Annotated in this window: 16 protein-coding genes; 8 read left to right on the top strand and 8 right to left on the bottom strand. The window is 70.9% G+C overall.

What is annotated here, in order from left to right; genetic code table 11:
- Positions 1-17: 17 nt before the first annotated feature.
- A complete protein-coding gene (locus JNB50_RS05140) occupies positions 18-3,845 on the bottom strand; it encodes an S-layer family protein (RefSeq protein WP_208039003.1) in 3,828 nt (1,275 codons plus the stop codon).
- Between the two features lie 226 nt (positions 3,846-4,071).
- Between JNB50_RS05140 and JNB50_RS05135 the strand changes: the two genes are divergently transcribed.
- Genes JNB50_RS05135 through JNB50_RS05110 form a run of 6 tightly spaced genes read left to right on the top strand, consistent with a single transcriptional unit; the run spans position 4,072 to position 6,816 of the window.
- Positions 4,072-4,518 (top strand): hypothetical protein, encoded by a 447-nt coding sequence (locus tag JNB50_RS05135; RefSeq protein WP_374222245.1) that lies wholly within the window; start codon positions 4,072-4,074, stop codon positions 4,516-4,518.
- Positions 4,518-4,982 carry a GNAT family N-acetyltransferase gene (locus tag JNB50_RS05130; RefSeq protein ID WP_208039000.1) on the top strand — a complete coding sequence of 155 codons (465 nt, stop codon included), beginning with the start codon at positions 4,518-4,520 and terminating at the stop codon, positions 4,980-4,982. Before JNB50_RS05135 ends, JNB50_RS05130 begins: the two co-directional genes overlap by 1 nt.
- On the top strand, positions 4,979-5,275 hold the full coding sequence (locus JNB50_RS05125) for a hypothetical protein (protein ID WP_208038999.1): 297 nt from the start codon (positions 4,979-4,981) through the stop codon (positions 5,273-5,275). The genes JNB50_RS05130 and JNB50_RS05125 overlap by 4 nt, the downstream gene beginning before the upstream one ends.
- Positions 5,272-5,781 carry a phage tail protein gene (locus JNB50_RS05120; RefSeq protein ID WP_208038998.1) on the top strand — a complete coding sequence of 170 codons (510 nt, stop codon included), beginning with the start codon at positions 5,272-5,274 and terminating at the stop codon, positions 5,779-5,781. The genes JNB50_RS05125 and JNB50_RS05120 overlap by 4 nt, the downstream gene beginning before the upstream one ends.
- Before the next feature lie 14 nt (positions 5,782-5,795).
- Positions 5,796-6,293, top strand: coding sequence for a phage tail protein (locus JNB50_RS05115; RefSeq protein ID WP_208038997.1), 498 nt, complete (start codon positions 5,796-5,798; stop codon positions 6,291-6,293).
- Between the two features lie 7 nt (positions 6,294-6,300).
- Positions 6,301-6,816 (top strand): phage tail protein, encoded by a 516-nt coding sequence (locus tag JNB50_RS05110; RefSeq protein ID WP_208038996.1) that lies wholly within the window; start codon positions 6,301-6,303, stop codon positions 6,814-6,816.
- A 7-nt stretch (positions 6,817-6,823) separates the two neighbouring features.
- Here the strand turns inward: JNB50_RS05110 and JNB50_RS05105 are convergent, their stop codons facing one another.
- Entirely contained in the window at positions 6,824-8,983 is a 2,160-nt protein-coding gene (locus JNB50_RS05105) for an ATP-dependent Clp protease ATP-binding subunit (RefSeq protein ID WP_208038995.1), read from the bottom strand.
- A gap of 140 nt (positions 8,984-9,123) precedes the next feature.
- Here JNB50_RS05105 and JNB50_RS05100 point away from each other — a divergent pair, with 140 nt between their 5' ends.
- Complete coding sequence (locus tag JNB50_RS05100) at positions 9,124-9,474, top strand: hypothetical protein (protein WP_208038993.1); 351 nt, start codon at positions 9,124-9,126, stop codon at positions 9,472-9,474.
- 87 nt (positions 9,475-9,561) lie between these two features.
- Here JNB50_RS05100 and JNB50_RS05095 read toward each other — a convergent pair whose 3' ends face one another.
- The 5 genes from JNB50_RS05095 to JNB50_RS05075 form a co-directional block, all read right to left on the bottom strand.
- A complete protein-coding gene (locus tag JNB50_RS05095; RefSeq protein WP_307794602.1) occupies positions 9,562-10,269 on the bottom strand; it encodes a copper resistance protein CopC in 708 nt (235 codons plus the stop codon).
- Complete coding sequence (locus JNB50_RS05090; protein WP_208038992.1) at positions 10,266-11,063, bottom strand: YcnI family protein; 798 nt, start codon at positions 11,061-11,063, stop codon at positions 10,266-10,268. The genes JNB50_RS05095 and JNB50_RS05090 overlap by 4 nt, the downstream gene beginning before the upstream one ends.
- A gap of 142 nt (positions 11,064-11,205) precedes the next feature.
- Positions 11,206-11,841, bottom strand: coding sequence for a hypothetical protein (locus JNB50_RS05085; protein WP_208038991.1), 636 nt, complete (start codon positions 11,839-11,841; stop codon positions 11,206-11,208).
- Positions 11,842-11,958: 117 nt separating this feature from the next.
- Entirely contained in the window at positions 11,959-13,491 is a 1,533-nt protein-coding gene (locus JNB50_RS05080) for an APC family permease (protein ID WP_208038990.1), read from the bottom strand.
- Positions 13,492-13,627: 136 nt separating this feature from the next.
- Complete coding sequence (locus JNB50_RS05075; protein WP_208038988.1) at positions 13,628-14,314, bottom strand: GNAT family N-acetyltransferase; 687 nt, start codon at positions 14,312-14,314, stop codon at positions 13,628-13,630.
- A 70-nt stretch (positions 14,315-14,384) separates the two neighbouring features.
- Between JNB50_RS05075 and JNB50_RS05070 the strand changes: the two genes are divergently transcribed.
- Positions 14,385-15,236 carry a glycerophosphodiester phosphodiesterase family protein gene (locus JNB50_RS05070; RefSeq protein WP_307794601.1) on the top strand — a complete coding sequence of 284 codons (852 nt, stop codon included), beginning with the start codon at positions 14,385-14,387 and terminating at the stop codon, positions 15,234-15,236.
- A gap of 19 nt (positions 15,237-15,255) precedes the next feature.
- Here JNB50_RS05070 and JNB50_RS05065 read toward each other — a convergent pair whose 3' ends face one another.
- The gene (locus JNB50_RS05065) at positions 15,256-16,374 is read right to left on the bottom strand and encodes a methyltransferase (protein WP_208038986.1); all 1,119 of its coding nucleotides are present in this window, start codon (positions 16,372-16,374) and stop codon (positions 15,256-15,258) included.
- Positions 16,375-16,385 lie beyond the last annotated feature (11 nt).

Below are 16,385 nucleotides of genomic sequence, written 5' to 3'. Positions count from 1 at the left end.
GGTTGTGCGCCGGCTCCTTACGCCCGCCGGGCCCTCCTCCGCACCACCAGCAGCCCACCGGCCGCGAGCAGCAGGAGCGCGAACAGCGCCGCGGTGCCGACGTCGCTGCCGGTGTCGGCGAGCCCGTCGCCCGAGCCCGTGGAGGCCGCGGCCGACCCTCCGGAGCCGTTCGAGGTTCCTGAGCCGCCGCCCTGGCCTCCGCCCGCGCTGCCGCCCGGCAGCACGAAGTCGGTGCGCAGCACGCGGTCGCTGCCGTCCGGAGCGGTTCCGATCGCGACCAGCGAGTGGGCGCCCGTGTAGCCGGCCGGGATGACGATGGTCGCCGATGCGGTGCCGTTGACGTCGGCATTCACCACCGCCAGGACGACCGGCGACGAGTAGATGCCGAAGGTCACCGGCGATTCCGGTGCGAAGCCGCCCGCCGTCAGGACGACGGTCTGACCCGCCTGCGGCGACGCCGGAACACCGGGCAGCGCGCCATCCGGGGCCGGAGGCACGAGCGGCAGCGACAGCGGTGCGACGTCCGCGACCACGATGCTGAGGGTCTGACCGGCGGCGCCCGCGGTCAGGGTGACCGTGCTCGTGCCCGCCGTGTCGACGGTGCGGCCCGAGATCGTCGCCGTTCCGTTGCCGTGGTCGGTGAAGGTCAGACCACCGGGCAGGGCGCCGGTCATCGTGATCGCCCCGACCGCCGGGTAGGCGTGAGCGGTGGTGACCGTGAAGTCCACGTCGACGCCGCGCTCGACGGCGAGCGTGGCCGGGCTGGTGATCGCGCCTGCCTCCTCGACCGTCAGCGTGAAGGGCTGCGATGCCGTCGGCGCCGGTGCGTTCGCCGCCGAGACGGTGACGCTGTAGACGCCGCCGCTGCCGGCAGCAGGGGTTCCGGTGAAGACCGCTGTGCCGTCACCGTTGTCGATGAAGCGCACACCGCTCGGCAGGGCTCCCGACACGCTCAGCGCCCGGGCCGCCGGGAAACCGGGCGTCGTCGTGACCGTGAACGAGCCGGAGGCTCCGGCGGTGAACGTGGTGGCCGCCGCGCTCGTGAACACCGACGGCTGCAGCACCGTCAGTACGAACGACTGGGTCGCGTCCGGGAGCGAGCCGTTCGCCGCCGTGATCGCGATCGGGTATGTGCCCCCGGCGCCTGCGGCGGGGGTGCCGGCGATCGTCGCGGTGCCGTTCCCGTTGTCGGTGAACGTCAGCCACGAGGGAAGCGTCGTCGTCGTGCTCAGGGCCGGGGCCGGCGAGCCGCTCGTGGTGACGGTGAACGCTCCGGCGGAACCGGTCGTGAACTCGGCCGCGGCGGCGCTGGTGATCGTCGGTGTCAGGGTGACGGTGAGCACCGCCGGCACCGTCGTCACGGTGCCGGACGCGTTGTCGAACTGTGCGGCGTAGCGGTAGCCGTTGTCCGCCAGGGCGGCCGTGAAGCTCAGCGTCGTCGCGGTCGCCCCGGGGATCGCCGTGTAGGTCGCTCCCCCGTCGGTCGAACGGACCCACTGCACGGTCGGCGCGGGATAGCCCGTCGCCGAGGCGGTGAACGCCGCCGTCCCTCCGTCGCCGACGGTGAGGTCGGCCGGCGCGAGCGTGATCACGGGCTTGGCGGCCACCACGAGGGTCAGCGACATGTAGGTGGTGGCGGCGCTGGAGGCCGCTGCGAGGGTGAGGAGGTACGTACCGCCGCCACCGGTCGGAGTGCCGGAGATCGTCGCCGTCCCGTCTCCGTTGTCGACGAAGGTGACGCCGGAGGGCAGCGTGCCGCTCACCGACAGGGCCGGAACGGGATAGGCGTGGGCCGTGGTGACCGGGAACGAGAAGGCTGTTCCGACCAGCGCGTTCGTCTGAGCACTGCTGGTGAACCTCGGCGCTTCGAGCACGGTGAGGGTGAAGGACTGCGTCACCGGGGTGCCGACACCATTGGAAGCGCCGAGGGCGACGGTCACGATGCCGCCCGCGCCGGCCGCCGGGGTGCCGGCGATCGTCGCCGTGCCGTCGCCGTTGTCGGTGAAGTGCAGTCCAGCGGGCAGCGTTCCCGTGAGCGAGATCGGCGACGGCGTCGGCCGGCCGGTCGTGGTCACGGTGAAGGATCCCGCGGAGCCGACGGCGAACTGAGCCGACGACGCGCTGGAGAACGCGGGCGTCTGGTTCAGCGTGTACGGGATGGTCTTCGTGGCCGTGCCCGCCGCGTTGACGGCCGTCACCGTCAACGAATAGTCGCCGGCCGGACCGGTGGGCGTTCCCGAGAGGGTGGCCGTGCCGTCGCCGTTGTCGACGAAGGTCAGTCCAGTGGGCGGGGTTCCCGTGAGGCTGAGGCTCGGCTTCGGGTAGCCCGTCGTCGTCACGACGGACGACTGCGGAAGTCCGACGACGCCCGTCAGCGCCGTCGGCCCGCTGATCGCCGGCGGTGCGTAGACGAGCACGGGAACGGTGACCAACGCCTGGTCGAGTCTGGCCGCGACCGTCACCGAGCCCGGCTGGCCGGCGGTCATGGTCGTGGTGACCTGCCCGGTCGACAGCGGAGAGGTCGACGGCGACACGGCCGCGGAGCCGCCGACCGCCATCCAGGTGACGGCGAGGCCGCTGAGCGCGCCGAGCTGGGCCAGCGGAACGGCCGTGCCCGACGAGTCGACCAGGATCGAGGCGGTGACCGCGGTGCTGGAGGTCGGCAGCGTGATCGGCGACTGTGCCGCAGCCGCGGTCAGGGTGAGGTACGGCGCAGACGCGACCGTCCCCGAGACGGTGTCGCACCCCGGCGCGCCCGGCGCGCCCCCGCATCCCCACCAGTTGGACGCCGCGGTGACCGTGCCGCCGAGGTTCGCCACCGCGGTTCCGGAGTTGCCGGTGATGCGGTTGTACTGCGCGGTCAGCGTTCCGCCGGTCACGCCGATCGCCGAACCGCCTCCCGTGCTGTTCTGGTTGCCGGTGAAGGTGGACCCGCTGACCGTGAGCGCGCCGCCGTCCAGCCACAGTCCGGCGCCGCGGAAGAGGCCGGACCCGGCGGTGACGGTGTTGGCGGTGAAGGTGCTGCCGGTGATGGAGGGCGCTGCCCGTCCACCCGGGTCGCTCACCGCGACGGCCGCACCTCCTGTCGCGTTCGTCGCCTTCGCCGAGTTGCCCGAGAAGGTGCTCCCGGAGATGGACAGCGACTGACCGGTAGCGGAGCCGACGCTCTGATAGAAGATCGCGCCGCCCGAGCCTGCACCGGCGTCGTTGCCCGAGAACAGCGAGTTCGTCACGGTGAGCGAGCCCCCGACGAACTGGATCGCTCCGCCCGGGTTGGCGTTGCCCGCGAGCGTGTTGGCCTTGTTGCCGCTGAACTCGGAGTTCGTGACGACGAGCGTGTCCGGAGCGGCCGGATCGGGCGAGCCGCCCAGCAGCGCACCCCCTCCGAAGACGTTGTCGACGCCGCCGGTGATCTTCAGGCCGTCGATGGTCGCCGTCACTCCGCCGACCGGAGTGGGGTCGACGAGGAACACCTGGTGCTGGCCGTCCCCGACGATGGTCGGCTTGCCCTGACCGGCGATGGTGATGTTCGAGCCGGCGGTCGTGCCGACCACCAGGGCGCCCAGACCAGGCGACAGCGTGTACGTGCCCGCCTGGACGCTCACGGTCTGGGCGCCGCCGAGGTTGTTCGCCACGCAGAGAGCGTTGCGCAGGGTCGCCGGGGAGCCCTGCACCACGACGCTCGGCTGCGAGCAAGCGCCGTTGGGGTCGCTGTCCGAGAACGACGTGACGGTGAGGGTACCGGCCGCCTGAGCCGGCAGCGCCCCACCGAACAGCGCTGCCACAAGCGCGACGACCGCACCTGCGGCGATGAGTGGGAGGCGGCGCTCGGTCGAGGTCGGCATCACGGGATCGGGCTCCTCGCGGGCTGCCGCACGCGTGGGCGCGCGCGGGAAACGGTGGTCGCGTGTCGGGACGCGGCTTTCCGATGGTATCGGCGCGCCGACGACCCCCGATGTCCCCTCTCTGCGGGCCAGAGCCGGCCCGCGACGATGCCCTAAGCTCGCACCAGGCTGCGCGCGACCCGACCCGCTGCGCGGCCGCTCCAGGAAGGACACCCCGTTGCCCGAAGTGTCGCGCCGCGCCGTCATGGCTTCCGCGCTGGGCGGACTCGGCATCGCCGCCGCTGCCGGCCTGCCCGCCGCTCCCGCGATTGCGCGTGGGGTCGCGGGCATCGCCCCTTCCGTCCGTGACAACGCTGCGAGCGCAACCGTGGACGCGGTGCGCTCGCTCTTCACGCCCGCCGTCGGCCGCACCTTCCGCGCCACCGAGAGTGGAGGCGGCGCGAGCGACCGCACCATCGACCTCGTCCTCTCCGCGGTCGAGGACATCGCCGACAGCGCCCCGGGTGACGAGAACCGTTTCCTGCTGCTGTTCACGACCTCCGGGTTCACAGCCTCCGACGGCATCTACACGCTGCGCCGGTCCGGCGCCCCGCAGGTGACCCTGTTCCTGAGCGCGATCGGCCCGCGCGGGCTGACTCGCGCGATGCAGGCCGTGGTGAGTCGGACGGCGTGATGGCGCTGCGCACCGTCGAGCTGAGGCCGGCCGTCCCCGCTGACGACGCCTTCCTGCGCCGCGTGTTCCTCGACGCCCGCAGCGGGGAGTTCCCCGGCATACCGGCCGCCGACCTCGACCCGCTGCTCGCCCTGCAGTACCGCGCGCACACCTCCGAGCGCCGCGACCGTCACCCGCACGCCGAGACCTCGATCATCCTCGACGACGGCGAACCGGCCGGGACCCTCACGGTCGACCGTGACGGCTCCTGCGCGCACCTCGTCGACATCGCCGTCCTGGCGGAGTACCGCGGACGCGGCATCGCCTCGCGCGTGATCGCGGACCTCGTGGCGGCCGACGGCCACGTGACGCTGTCGGTCTGGGGGCTGAACGTCGGCGCGCGCCGCCTGTACGAGCGGCACGGCTTCTCCGTCGTCTCCGAGCAGTTCGGCTATCTGCTGATGGCGACGGAGGTGGACGGATGACCGCGTACGACCGCTGGGTGGCCGCCGCCGGGCAGACTTTCGAGGCGGCAGCCGAGGACGGCTCACGGCACCGCCTCCGGCTCGCCACGGTGAGCCCCGCGCAGCGCGCCAACGGCTGGCTCGGCTACTCCCTGCAGTTCACGGCCGCGCCGGACAGCACGCTGCAGCAGCAGACCTACGAACTCAGCGGTGCCGGCATCGCGGAAGCGGTGTTCCTGGTGCCCACCGGCCGCACCGCGGACGCACTGACCCTGGAGGCCGTGTTCATGGTGGTCGACGAGGAGGAACGATGAGCAACGGCTACATCGGAGAGATCCGCATGTTCGCGGGCGACTTCGCCCCGGCGGGATGGGCGCTGTGCAACGGCCAGCTGCTGCCGATCTCGCAGAACGACGCCCTGTTCAACCTGATCGGCACCACCTACGGCGGCGATGGTCTGGACACCTTCGCGTTGCCGAACCTCAACGCCCGTTTCCCCGTTGACGCCGGAACCGGCCCCGGCCCCGCGTTCCAGATCGCCGAGACCGGCGGAGTGGACTCGGTCGTCCTCTCGACGAACCAGCTGCCGACGCACTCGCACCCCGTCACTGCAGGCTCCGGTGCGACGACGTCGAGCGCGAACGGCGCGTATCCCGGCGCCTGGGCCGACGCGCCGTACACCACGGCCGCACCGGACACCACGCTCGCCTCGCAGCAGATCGCTTCGCAGGGCGGTGCGCAGCCGCACGAGAACCGGCAGCCCTACCTGGCGATGAACTTCATCATCTCCCTGTTCGGCGTCTTCCCCAGCCCGACCTGACCCGAGGACAACCCGTGAGCGAACCCTTCCTGTCGGAGATCAGACTCGTCAGCTTCGCCTTCGCCCCCAAGGGCTGGGCGCTGTGCAACGGCCAGTTCCTGCCGATCAACCAGAACCAGGCGCTCTTCTCGCTGCTGGGAACCACCTTCGGCGGCGACGGCCGTGTCACCTTCGCACTGCCGAACCTACAGGGACGGGTGCCGGTCGGCGTCGGCAACGGCCACACCCTCGGCGAGATCGGGGGCGAGTACGCACACACCCTGACGGTGCCCGAGATGCCGGCGCACCTGCATCCCGCCGCGGTCGCGTCTGCGGCGACGGTGGGGACCCCGACGTCCTCGACCGTGCTGGCCCAGCCGGGCAAAGCCGCCTATTCGACGAAGGCCGCCGGCGCGATGGCCGCGAGCAGCGTGGCACCGGCCGGCGGAAGTCAGGCGCACCAGAACACGGCCCCGTACCTCGTCGTGCAGTACGTCATCGCCCTCCAGGGCATCTTCCCGACGCAGAACTGAGACCACCATGACCGATCCCTTCCTTGCCGAGATCCGACTCGTCCCGTTCAACTTCGCACCGAAGGGATGGGCGTTCTGCCAAGGGCAGCTCCTGCCGATCTCGCAGAACGTCGCGCTGTTCTCGCTGCTCGGCGCCAACTACGGCGGCAACGGCAAGACGACGTTCGCCCTGCCGAACCTGCAAGGCATGACCGTGCTCGGCGCGGACGGCGCTCAGTTCCCGCTGGGCCAGCAGGGCGGCGTTGAGGCCGTCGCTCTGACCCAGAGCGAGATGCCACCGCACACCCACCAGCTTCAGGTGTCGTCCGCCACGGGAGCGACGACCGACCCCACGGGCGCGACCTTCGCCCGGCCGCGGGTCGGCCGGACCCCGGAGAACGCGTACGGCACCGGGCCGAGCGTCGCGCTCGCGCCCGACGCCATCGCCGCCGCCGGCGGTTCCCTCCCCCACAACAACATGCAGCCCTACCTGGTGCTGAACTACATCATCGCCACCCAGGGCATCTTCCCGTCCCGTCAGTAGCCGGCCGCTACTCGCGGACGGGGGTGACGCTGAGGCGATCTCCGGAGGGGTCGAGGTCGACGCGCACCTGGTCGCCGTCGCGGATCTCGCCCGCGAGCAGCTCGGTGGCCAGCCGGTCCTCGATCTCGCGCTGCATCAGGCGGCGCAGCGGACGCGCGCCGTAGATCGGGTCGTAGCCGCGCTCGGCCAGCCAGCGTCGGGCGTCCGGGGTGACGGCCAACTCCAGCCGGCGCTCCTCCAGCCGCCGCATCAGGCGGTCGATGTTCAACTCGACGATCTCGCCGAGCTCCTCCTGGCTGAGGGCGGAGAACACGACGATGTCGTCGAGGCGGTTGACGAACTCCGGCTTGAACGCCTGCCGCACCAACTGCAGCACGGCCTCCTCGCGCTCCGTCTCGTTCAGCGTCGGGTCGACCAGGAAGTTGCTGCCGAGGTTCGACGTCAGGATGAGGATGGTGTTGCGGAAGTCGACCGTGCGGCCCTGGCCGTCGGTGAGCCGGCCGTCGTCGAGCACCTGCAGGAGCACGTCGAACACCTCGGGGTGCGCCTTCTCGACCTCGTCGAGGAGGATGACCGAGTATGGACGCCGGCGTACGGCCTCCGTCAGCTGACCACCCTGCTCGTAACCGACATAGCCGGGAGGGGCGCCGACGAGCCGCGAGACGGAGAACTTCTCCCCGTACTCGCTCATGTCGATGCGCACCATCGCCTTCTCGTCGTCGAACAGGAACGCCGCGAGCGCCTTCGCGAGCTCGGTCTTGCCCACGCCCGTCGGCCCGAGGAACAGGAACGAGCCCGTCGGGCGGCCGGGGTCGGAGATGCCGGCGCGCGTGCGGCGCACGGCGTCGGCGACCGCCTGCACGGCCTTCTTCTGGCCGATGATGCGTCGCCCGAGCTCGTGCTCCAGGTGCAGCAGCTTCTCCGTCTCGCCCTGGGTGAGCCGGTCCACCGGGATGCCGGTCCACGCGGCGACGACCGCCGCGATGTCGTCGGCGGTGACCTGCTCGTTCACCATCCGCGGGTGGTCGGGGTTCTGCTCGGCCTGCTCGGCCTCCGCCAGCTCGCGCTCGATGCCCGGGATCGTCTCGTACTCGATGCGGGAGGCCTCCTGGTAGCGGCCGTCGCGCAGCGCGAGGTCGCGCCGGGTCTTGGCCTCGTCGAGCTGCGAGCGCAGCTCGCCGACCCGGTTGAGAGACGCCTTCTCTGCGCGCCAGCGCTCCTGCAGCGCCTCCAGTTCGTCCTCCTGCTCGCGCAGGCGCTGGCGGAGCTGCTCGAGGCGTTCCTTGCTGGCCTCGTCCTTCTCCTTCTTGAGCGCGAACTCCTCGAGCTTCATGCGCTCCACCTGCCGCTGGAGGGTGTCGATCTCCACCGGAGCCGAGTCGATCTCCATCTTCAGCCGGCTGGCGGCTTCGTCGATGAGGTCGATCGCCTTGTCGGGCAGCTGCCGAGCGGTGATGTACCGGTTGGACAGGGAGGCCGCGGCCACCAGAGCGGAGTCTTCGATGGTGACGCCGTGGTGCGCCTCGTACCGGCCCTTCAGCCCGCGCAGGATCGCGACCGTGTCCTCCACGCTCGGCTCGCCGACGTAGACCTGCTGGAACCGGCGCTCGAGCGCGGCGTCCTTCTCGATGAACTCGCGGTACTCGTTGAGCGTGGTCGCACCGATCAGGCGCAGCTCGCCGCGGGCCAGCATGGGCTTCAGCATGTTGGAGGCCGCGACGGACCCCTCCCCGCCGCCGGCCCCCATGAGAATGTGCAGCTCGTCGACGAAGGTGATGATCTCGCCCTCCGCGTCATTGATCTCCTTGAGGACGGCCTTCAGCCGCTCCTCGAACTGGCCGCGGTACATCGCACCGGCGACCAGGGCGGACAGGTCGAGAGACACGAGCTGCTTGCCCTTGAGGGAGTCGGCGACGTCGCCGGCGACGATCCGCTGGGCGAGACCCTCCACGACGGCGGTCTTGCCGACGCCGGGCTCGCCGATGAGCACGGGGTTGTTCTTGGTGCGCCGGGTCAGCACTTGGCTGACGCGCCGGATCTCGGCGTCACGCCCGATCACCGGGTCGAGCTTGCCGCTCTTCGCGATCTCGGTGAGGTTGATGCCGTACTGTTCGAGGGCGCTCTTGGCCTCCTCCTGCGTGGAGGGGGCGCCTTGCATGTTCGCCATTCTCCGCTGTTCCTTTCGAAGTCCTGTGACAAAGTTGAGTCTACTAGGCTCAACTTTGGTTTGGCGAGAGGTATTCCGGGTGGCGCAGCACGCCCTGCGGCCCATGCGTCCCAAGCTAGTCTGCGGCTAGCCTGAAGACCATGGTCGACCCGATGGACGCGCGCGTGGTGCTTCTCGACAGCGCAACCGCTGCGACGCTCGCGCAGGTGCTCCCGCTGCTCCTCCTGACCCTCATGGTGGAACTCCGGCGGGTGGAGGTGCACCGACGCGGACGCGTCCGGCTGACCCGCACGCTGCTCGGCCTGTTCTTCCTGTTCTTCGGCATCGTCGAGACGGTGCTGGTGATGTCGATCGACGGCACGTTCATCCCCTTCGAGTGGACCGACCTCGCGCTGGCGCTGATCATCTTCGGGCTGCTGACGCTGCTGTTCTGGCTCTCCCTGCTGGAGGCGCCGAGCAACAGAAAGCGCCGCCGCGACGACGGTCTGTGACCCTCCTCCCCTTCGCGCCTGAACGCCGAAGGGCACGTCGTTGTCACTTTTCGCGGAGGAAAGCGACAACGACGTGCCCTTCGAGGATCAGTCCTGCGAGGTGGGGGCCTGCGAGGTGGGATCCTGCGGCGCCGGGGGCTTGCGGCGCGCGGTGAGGATCACGATGAGCACGCCGATCAGGGCGAGGACCACGATCGCGATGCCGATCCCGATGACGAGCGGGAGGCCGCTGTCGCCGGACGACGGCGCGGAGACCGGCGCCGAGGTCGACACGGACTCGCCGGGGGTCGGGGCCGCGGCCTCCGGGGTCGCCTCCGCGGGTCCCGGGGTCGCCTTCGCTCCGCAGGTGGGCGACGCCGAGCCGGTCGACGCCGGGGCCGAACCCGACGCCGGCTTGTACTCGAAGCCGTAACTCCCCGAGACCGTGTGACCGTCGGCCGAGACGGCCTGCCAGTCCACGGTGTACGTTCCCGCCGCGCCGAGCGTCACCGGAACGGTCACGCTGCGGTCGAGGATGGTCGGGCACCCGGTCTCGAAGTAGCGGCCGCCCGAGGTCACCTGGAGGATCGCCGACTTGCCGTCGCCGGTCAGGTCGAGCACTCGGTCGTTGAACGTCAGGCTCACCTGCGTCAGCGGCTCCGTCTGCGTCGCGCCGCTCGCCGGCGACGTCTCGACCAGGTAGTCGTGCGCGCTGGCGGCCGCCGTGGGGGCGAGCGCCAGTGCGGCGGCCACGAGAACGACGCCGGCGGTCGCGATGCCGCGACGGAGGGCGGCGCTGTCGTCGAGGATTCTCACTTGTTGCCTTCCGACGGGGAGGACGGCGCCGGTACGGTGGCGGCCCGCGGGCGCCGCGTCAGCGCGAGCACCGACACGACGAGCGCGGCGGCACCGAGCACAAGGCCGCCGATCCCGAGCCCGATCGCCGTCGCGGCCGCAGCGGGCGACGCGGCCGACTGCGCCGTCGGGGCGGCCGCGGTCGGTGTCGCGAGCAGCCCGGGAGTCGAGCCGCCGGAAGCCGGGGGCGCGTCCGTGATGTAGACCGTGGGGGCCGGGTGCTCGGGCTCAGCTCCCGAGGCCGGGGTCTTCTCGTCCCAGTCCACGACCGTGCCGTCGGAGTAGTACTGATGCGTGGGCAGGACGATGCTCCCGGTGTCGGGCATCGCACCCGCCGAGATCACGAACTGCTGGAACTGCCCCGGTGCGATCTGCACGCCCTGCTCGGCGGTCCAGACGACCTTGACCGGCGCCTCGGTGACCGTTCCGTCGTCGGTCTTGATGGGCTTGGCGAGCTTCTCGGTGACGACCTGCGTCTCCCAGCCTGCGAGCGGCTGGTACGACACCGACCCGAGCGGTGTGTCGGTGGGGAGGTCGACCTCCAGCTTGACCGTGCCGGCCGTGGCGGACTCGGTCGGCACCTTGAAGGTGAGCGTGGCGTAGCTGCCGACCGCCGCCTGGTCGGGGTCGACATGGACGTGCGCGCTGGCGGCGAGCGGCGCCGCGAGGGCGAGGGCGATCGCGGCGAGGGATGCCGTGCCAGCGATGGCCGTGGTGCGGAAGCGCAGGCTGCTGCGCGTGGTGGTGCTGTTCATGGGTTCGTCCGATTCTCGGCCGCGCGTAGGCGTGCCGGGTGAGGGGATGGCGGAATCCTCCCGGCCGGGCGCGGCTGCGGGCGCAGGGCGGTGCGCGGCGACGGGAGGGAGCATTCCCCGGACGGCGGCGGCGTGCGCCTGCTCAGCCGACCGGGACGAACGCCGGAGGCGGTCCACGGCGCCGCCTCCCGTCGAGCACGGTGTCGAGCCGGCGCGCGGCCGGCACCGCGTCGGCGACCGGCGTGCCGATGCGGAGGATCGGCTCGGCCTGCACGGCCGCGACCCGGTCGACGAGCCTGCGGAGCACGAAGAACGCGAACCGCGCGACCGCCAGCAGCGAGCGCTCACCGTGCAGCAGAACGGCGATGGTGAGCATCGCGGCGGCGGCGTGCGAGAGCCACATCCACGGGCTGTCGCCCACGATCATCGCCGGCATCGCCATCCCTGTGGCGGAAGACGAACCGGCGACCATGGTCAGGTGCATCCCCGCGTGGAGGTGGCCGTCGGCCGGCATCCCACTGAAGGTCGCCGACGGGCTCAGCGTGAACAGCGCGTGGAACAGGAACTGGCTGACCAGCACCGAGAGGGTCAGCCGCCAGGCGGCGACCCGCGCGCCCACCAGGGCGATGCTGCCCAGCGAGGAGAACACGAGACTGAGCGTGAGGGCGAGGGCGCTCGGCGCCTGGCCGCCGCCCGCCATGTGGAACAGCGCGGCCACGAGGGTGGCGACCCCCGCGGCGACGAAGCCGCGGACGACCCGTGCTCCGCGCGAACTCATAGCCATACTCTACGCGGCGTCCTACACACGGTCGAAGTCAGCGGGCCCGCACATGACGCGACCGCCGGGCATCCGGGGGTTGGCGGATGCTCGGCGGTCGCGCCGGGTCGTGAGGCGTCAGAGCGTGGCGGGATCCCTGTCGTCGATGTTGGCCGGCGCCTTCGCGTCGAGCTCGTCCGGGAGCTCGAGCGGGCGACGCGTGTAGTAGCCCTTCGCCTTGCGGTAGAAGAGCAGCAGCGGCACGATGCCGACGACGATCAGACCGACGCCGAGGATGTTGACGACCCACGCCGCCGACGCGAAGTTCTGCCAGATGCCCGCGACGAAGATGTACCCCATGAAGACGGCGCCGACAGCCGGCCAGAGCCCGATCAGGATGAAGTTCTTCGCCGATTTGAGCAGCACCCGCCGGTAGGCCACCACGACCGCCACGCCGGCCAGCGTGTAGTAGAAGGCGATCTGGATGCCGATGGAGGCGATCGCGTTCGTCATGATGTCGCCGATGCTGCCTCCGACGAGGTTCGATCCGATGAACAGCAGGATGGACACGCCGACGACGATGAGCGTGGCGAAGGCGGGCGTCCGCCAGCGCGGGTGAAGCGTCCCGAAGATCTTCGGGATCGTGTTGTCCCTGCCCATCGAGAACAGCGTCCGCGTCACCTGGATCAGCGTGGTCTCCAGCGTGGCGATCGTCGACAGGGCGACGGCGATCACCAGGATCTTGCCGCCGATGCCCGGCCAGACAGCCTCGCCGAGCACCGAGAGGACGTTCGCACTGTTGTTCTCGATCGTCTTGGCCGGGAGGATCACCATCGTCGCGATGGTGAAGATCTCGAACAGCAGGAAGACGATGACCACGCCGATGATGCCAGCGGACCCGGCGTTCTTGTGGCCGTCCTTGGTCTCCTCGTTGAGGTTGGACGAGACGTCCCAGCCCCAGTAGTAGAACGCGGCGACCAGCGCGGCGGACACGAACACTCCTGCGCCCGTGAGGTGGCTGAAGCCCAGCCAATCCCACGAGAAGGAGGGGCCGCGGTGTGCACCGCTCGAGGCGTGGACGATCATCAGCACGGCGAACAGCACGAGGATGCCGACCTCGATGAGCGACATGATCCACTGCGCCCGGGCCGTCACGTGCACGCCGAAGAGCACACACGCCGCCATCACGAGGAACCAGATGGACCCGACCCCGGTGACGAGCAGCGTGTTGTTGGCCTGGTCCGGAGCGAACAGGGTGACGGTCATCGCTCCAGCGGGGAGCGCGCCCGCGACCATGAAGATCGTCGCCGAGATGACGAGCGCCCAGCCCGAGAGGAAGCCCAGGATCGGGTGCAGAGCACGCGCGACCCAGGAGTACGAAGCCCCTGCGTTGACATCGGCGCGCCCCAGATAGAGGAACGCCCACGCGATGCCGAGCATCGGGATGCCGCACCAGAGCAGTGCGGCCGGTGCGCCGAGTGCGGCGGCGCCGACGAGTGTCGCGGTCGTCGCCGCGATCGAATAGGCGGGCGCACTGCCCGCGACAGCCATCACGATGGAGCCGGCGGCGCTCACCCCGTCCGCCTGCAGCGCGTGTTTGTCTTCGCCCCCGTGAGGGTCGGCTCCGTTGCCGAGTGCTACGGAATCCGGCCGGGAATTGTCCTGCGTCATTGCTCTCCCTGGCTAGGGTCGCGTGTGCGACAGAGGGACGTTAGCAACTCCGCGGCCTGACGACAAGCCTTTTCGCTACGAAATCGGTTGTCACTGGGTAGAAATGTGACGGAAACCGAAAGATTTCTGTGTGATCTCAGAGATTCTCGACAGTTTCCGGGCCCGTGGCCGGCGCTTCTGAAGCCGCTCGGACCGGCCGCACGGACAGGTGCTCACTCGCCGTGATCACGTAGGTGGCGTACCGAGGCGTTGCACCCGCGTGGCGGAACCCCAGCCGCAGGGCCAGACGGGCGGACGGGAGGTTGGCGCGGTCGACCACGGCCGTCACCAGGCACGCGCCGAGCTCGCCGAAGGCGATGTCGAGCATGGCGCGCGCGGCTTCCGTGGCGTAGCCGTGACCTCCCGCGGCGGACAGCTGCAGCCAGCCGATCTCGGCGACCCGGGTCTCCAGCGCCACCGTGCGGAGGTGCAACGAGACGTCGCCGATCACGTGGCCCTGGAGTTCGACGGCGAGCACCAGGAGGTCGCCCGGCTGCGAGAGCGAGGTGTGGGCGGTGCGGTCGATCAGGTGGTGCCGCACCTGCCGGGCGGTGCGCAGTGGCCAGTCCAGACCCCGTCGCACGGTCTCGTCGTCTTCGATCAGCCGCCAATCCACCTCGTCCGACGGCCGGTAGGGGCGCAGGAGAAGGCGCTCCGTCCGCACCTCGTGCGCCTCGACCGGCCTCCCGATGGCCGGCGCGCTCCACAGCGATCGGAGCAGTCCCCATCCCGAGAAGGGACTGCGGTGGCGCAGCAGTTGACGGCGGCGCGGGAGAGAGGCCACAGCATCCTCCTCTCCTGACTCGACGCTAGCTCCGCGGCCCTATGCCCGGGCTGCGACCTCGGCGCCCACAGTGAGAAGGGAGGAAGTCATCCAGAGGGGACGCACAGGCTCGCGCGTCCACCCCCGACGGGGTGACTTCAGATCCGGCCGCGGATATGCCTGGGGTGTCGCATGGCCGACGAGCTCATCGATCCCGTCCGGGACGCTGACGGTCGCGCATCGCGGAGGCTCCAGGGACTGGCCGGAGATGTCGATGCTCGGCTACGCGAACTCCGCGAAGCTCGGCGCCCAGGCGTTGGAGATCTCGCTGGCCCGCACGAAAGACGGCGTCTGGTTCGGCCTCCACGACCCCACCCTCGACCGCACATCGGGAACGACCGGGTTCGTCGCCGCCGATCACACCTGGCAGGAGGTCTCGCAGTACCGGATCACGGCGGCGCAGACGACGAACCCGGCGCAGCCCGCGCAGCCGTACCTCCGCTTCGAGGAGCTCGTCGCCGCGTTCGCCGGCTCGCAGGTCATCTACGTCGACCCCAAGATCGTTCCCGCGCACTACCATCCCGAACTCTTCGCGATGATGTCTCGCGTGCCCGCGACGACCTTCGTGGCGAAGGGCTACTGCACCGCGACCGGGTGGGCGCAGGAGGCGACCCGACGCGGCTACCGCACCTGGGGCTACTACTACGCCGCCGATCTGCACTCCGATCCGCACCTCCTGGAGACGACGCAGTCGCACTGGACGACGCTGGGGCTCGACTACACCGCATCCCCGGCAGTCTGGAAGACGGTGAAAGCGTACGGCAGGCCGGTGCTCGCGCACGTGGTTCCCGACATCGGGGCGGCCACGTCTGCGTTGCAGCGCGGCGCCGACGGCATCGTCGCCTCCGGCGTGCGGGAGGTGCTCGCCGGAGCGCGCGGCTGAGTTCGGCGCCGAAGCGGCGTCAGCGACGGCGGGAGGCCGTGACGGTGAACTTGGGGTTGCGCGCGATCTGCCGGGTCGGGCCGACCACGCGCTCCAGGGCCGGCCGATACCCGAGGTGCGAGTTCCACACCGCCCACAGTTCGCCCCCGGGAGCGAGCACGCGCGCCGCGTCGGCGAACATCCGCTGCGCGATGCCGGTGTGAACCGCTCCGCCGATGTGGAACGGCGGGTTGAGCATGATGAGATCGGCGGAGGCGTCGGGCTGGGAGGACAGGCCGTCGTCACGCACCACCTGCACCCGGTCGGCGACGCCGTTGGCCGTGGCGGTGGCGGCGGCCGAGGCGACGGCGGCGGCGGACTGGTCGGTCGCGATGACCCGCACGCCGGGCCGCCGGACCGCGAGCGCACCGGCGAGCACGCCGGTACCGCAGCCCAGGTCGATCGCGGTGACGGCCTCCGGGACCGCCTCGTCGAGCACCGAGAGCAGCAGGCGCGTCCCGATGTCGACCGACGCACCCGCGAACGCGGCGCCGAAGGCGCAGACGTGGAGGCCGGTCTCGTCGTCGAAGGCGCGCTCCGGCCAGCGGTCGAGCGCCGTGGCCGCACCCGGGTGCGGTTCGCGCACCGTGAGCACGCGCGCCTTCTGCCGGGCCAACGAGACCTGCACGTCGCCGAACACCTCACCGAAGACCGCGTTCATGGCGGGCGTCATGTGCTTCAGCATCCCGCCCGCGTAGACGACGACCTCGGGATGCGCGTGCTCGGCGACGAGCACGGCGATCTCGGCGAGCGCTTCCAGGCTCCGCGGCAGCCGCAGCAGCACGACGCGCGCTCCCGTGACGAGACCGGCGTCGAGTGCGTGATGCTCGAAGCCGCCGCCGAGGCCCAGCACCTCCGCGTTGGCGTCGAGGGCCCGCTCGGCGGTCAAGGGATCCTGGTGCACGCGGACGCCCCGGGCACCGCGCGCGACCGCCGCCAGCGTGAGAGCCCCGTAGGCGTCGCCGATGACGACGAGACCGGGCTGCAGCACGGCGTCACCCGCGATGTCGGCGAGCAGGCGGTCGGCCGCGTCGGCAGCGAACAGGTTCGGCGCCTCGACGTCGGGCCGGCGACGCAGCTGCTCGTAGGGGAACACCACGACAGTCAATC

This window comes from Leifsonia sp. TF02-11 (genome assembly GCF_017565305.1).
Taxonomy (GTDB): Bacteria; Actinomycetota; Actinomycetes; order Actinomycetales; family Microbacteriaceae; genus Leifsonia.
The sequence above is the reverse complement of the archived record's forward strand: the minus strand, read 5'-3'. Positions and strand labels throughout refer to the sequence as shown.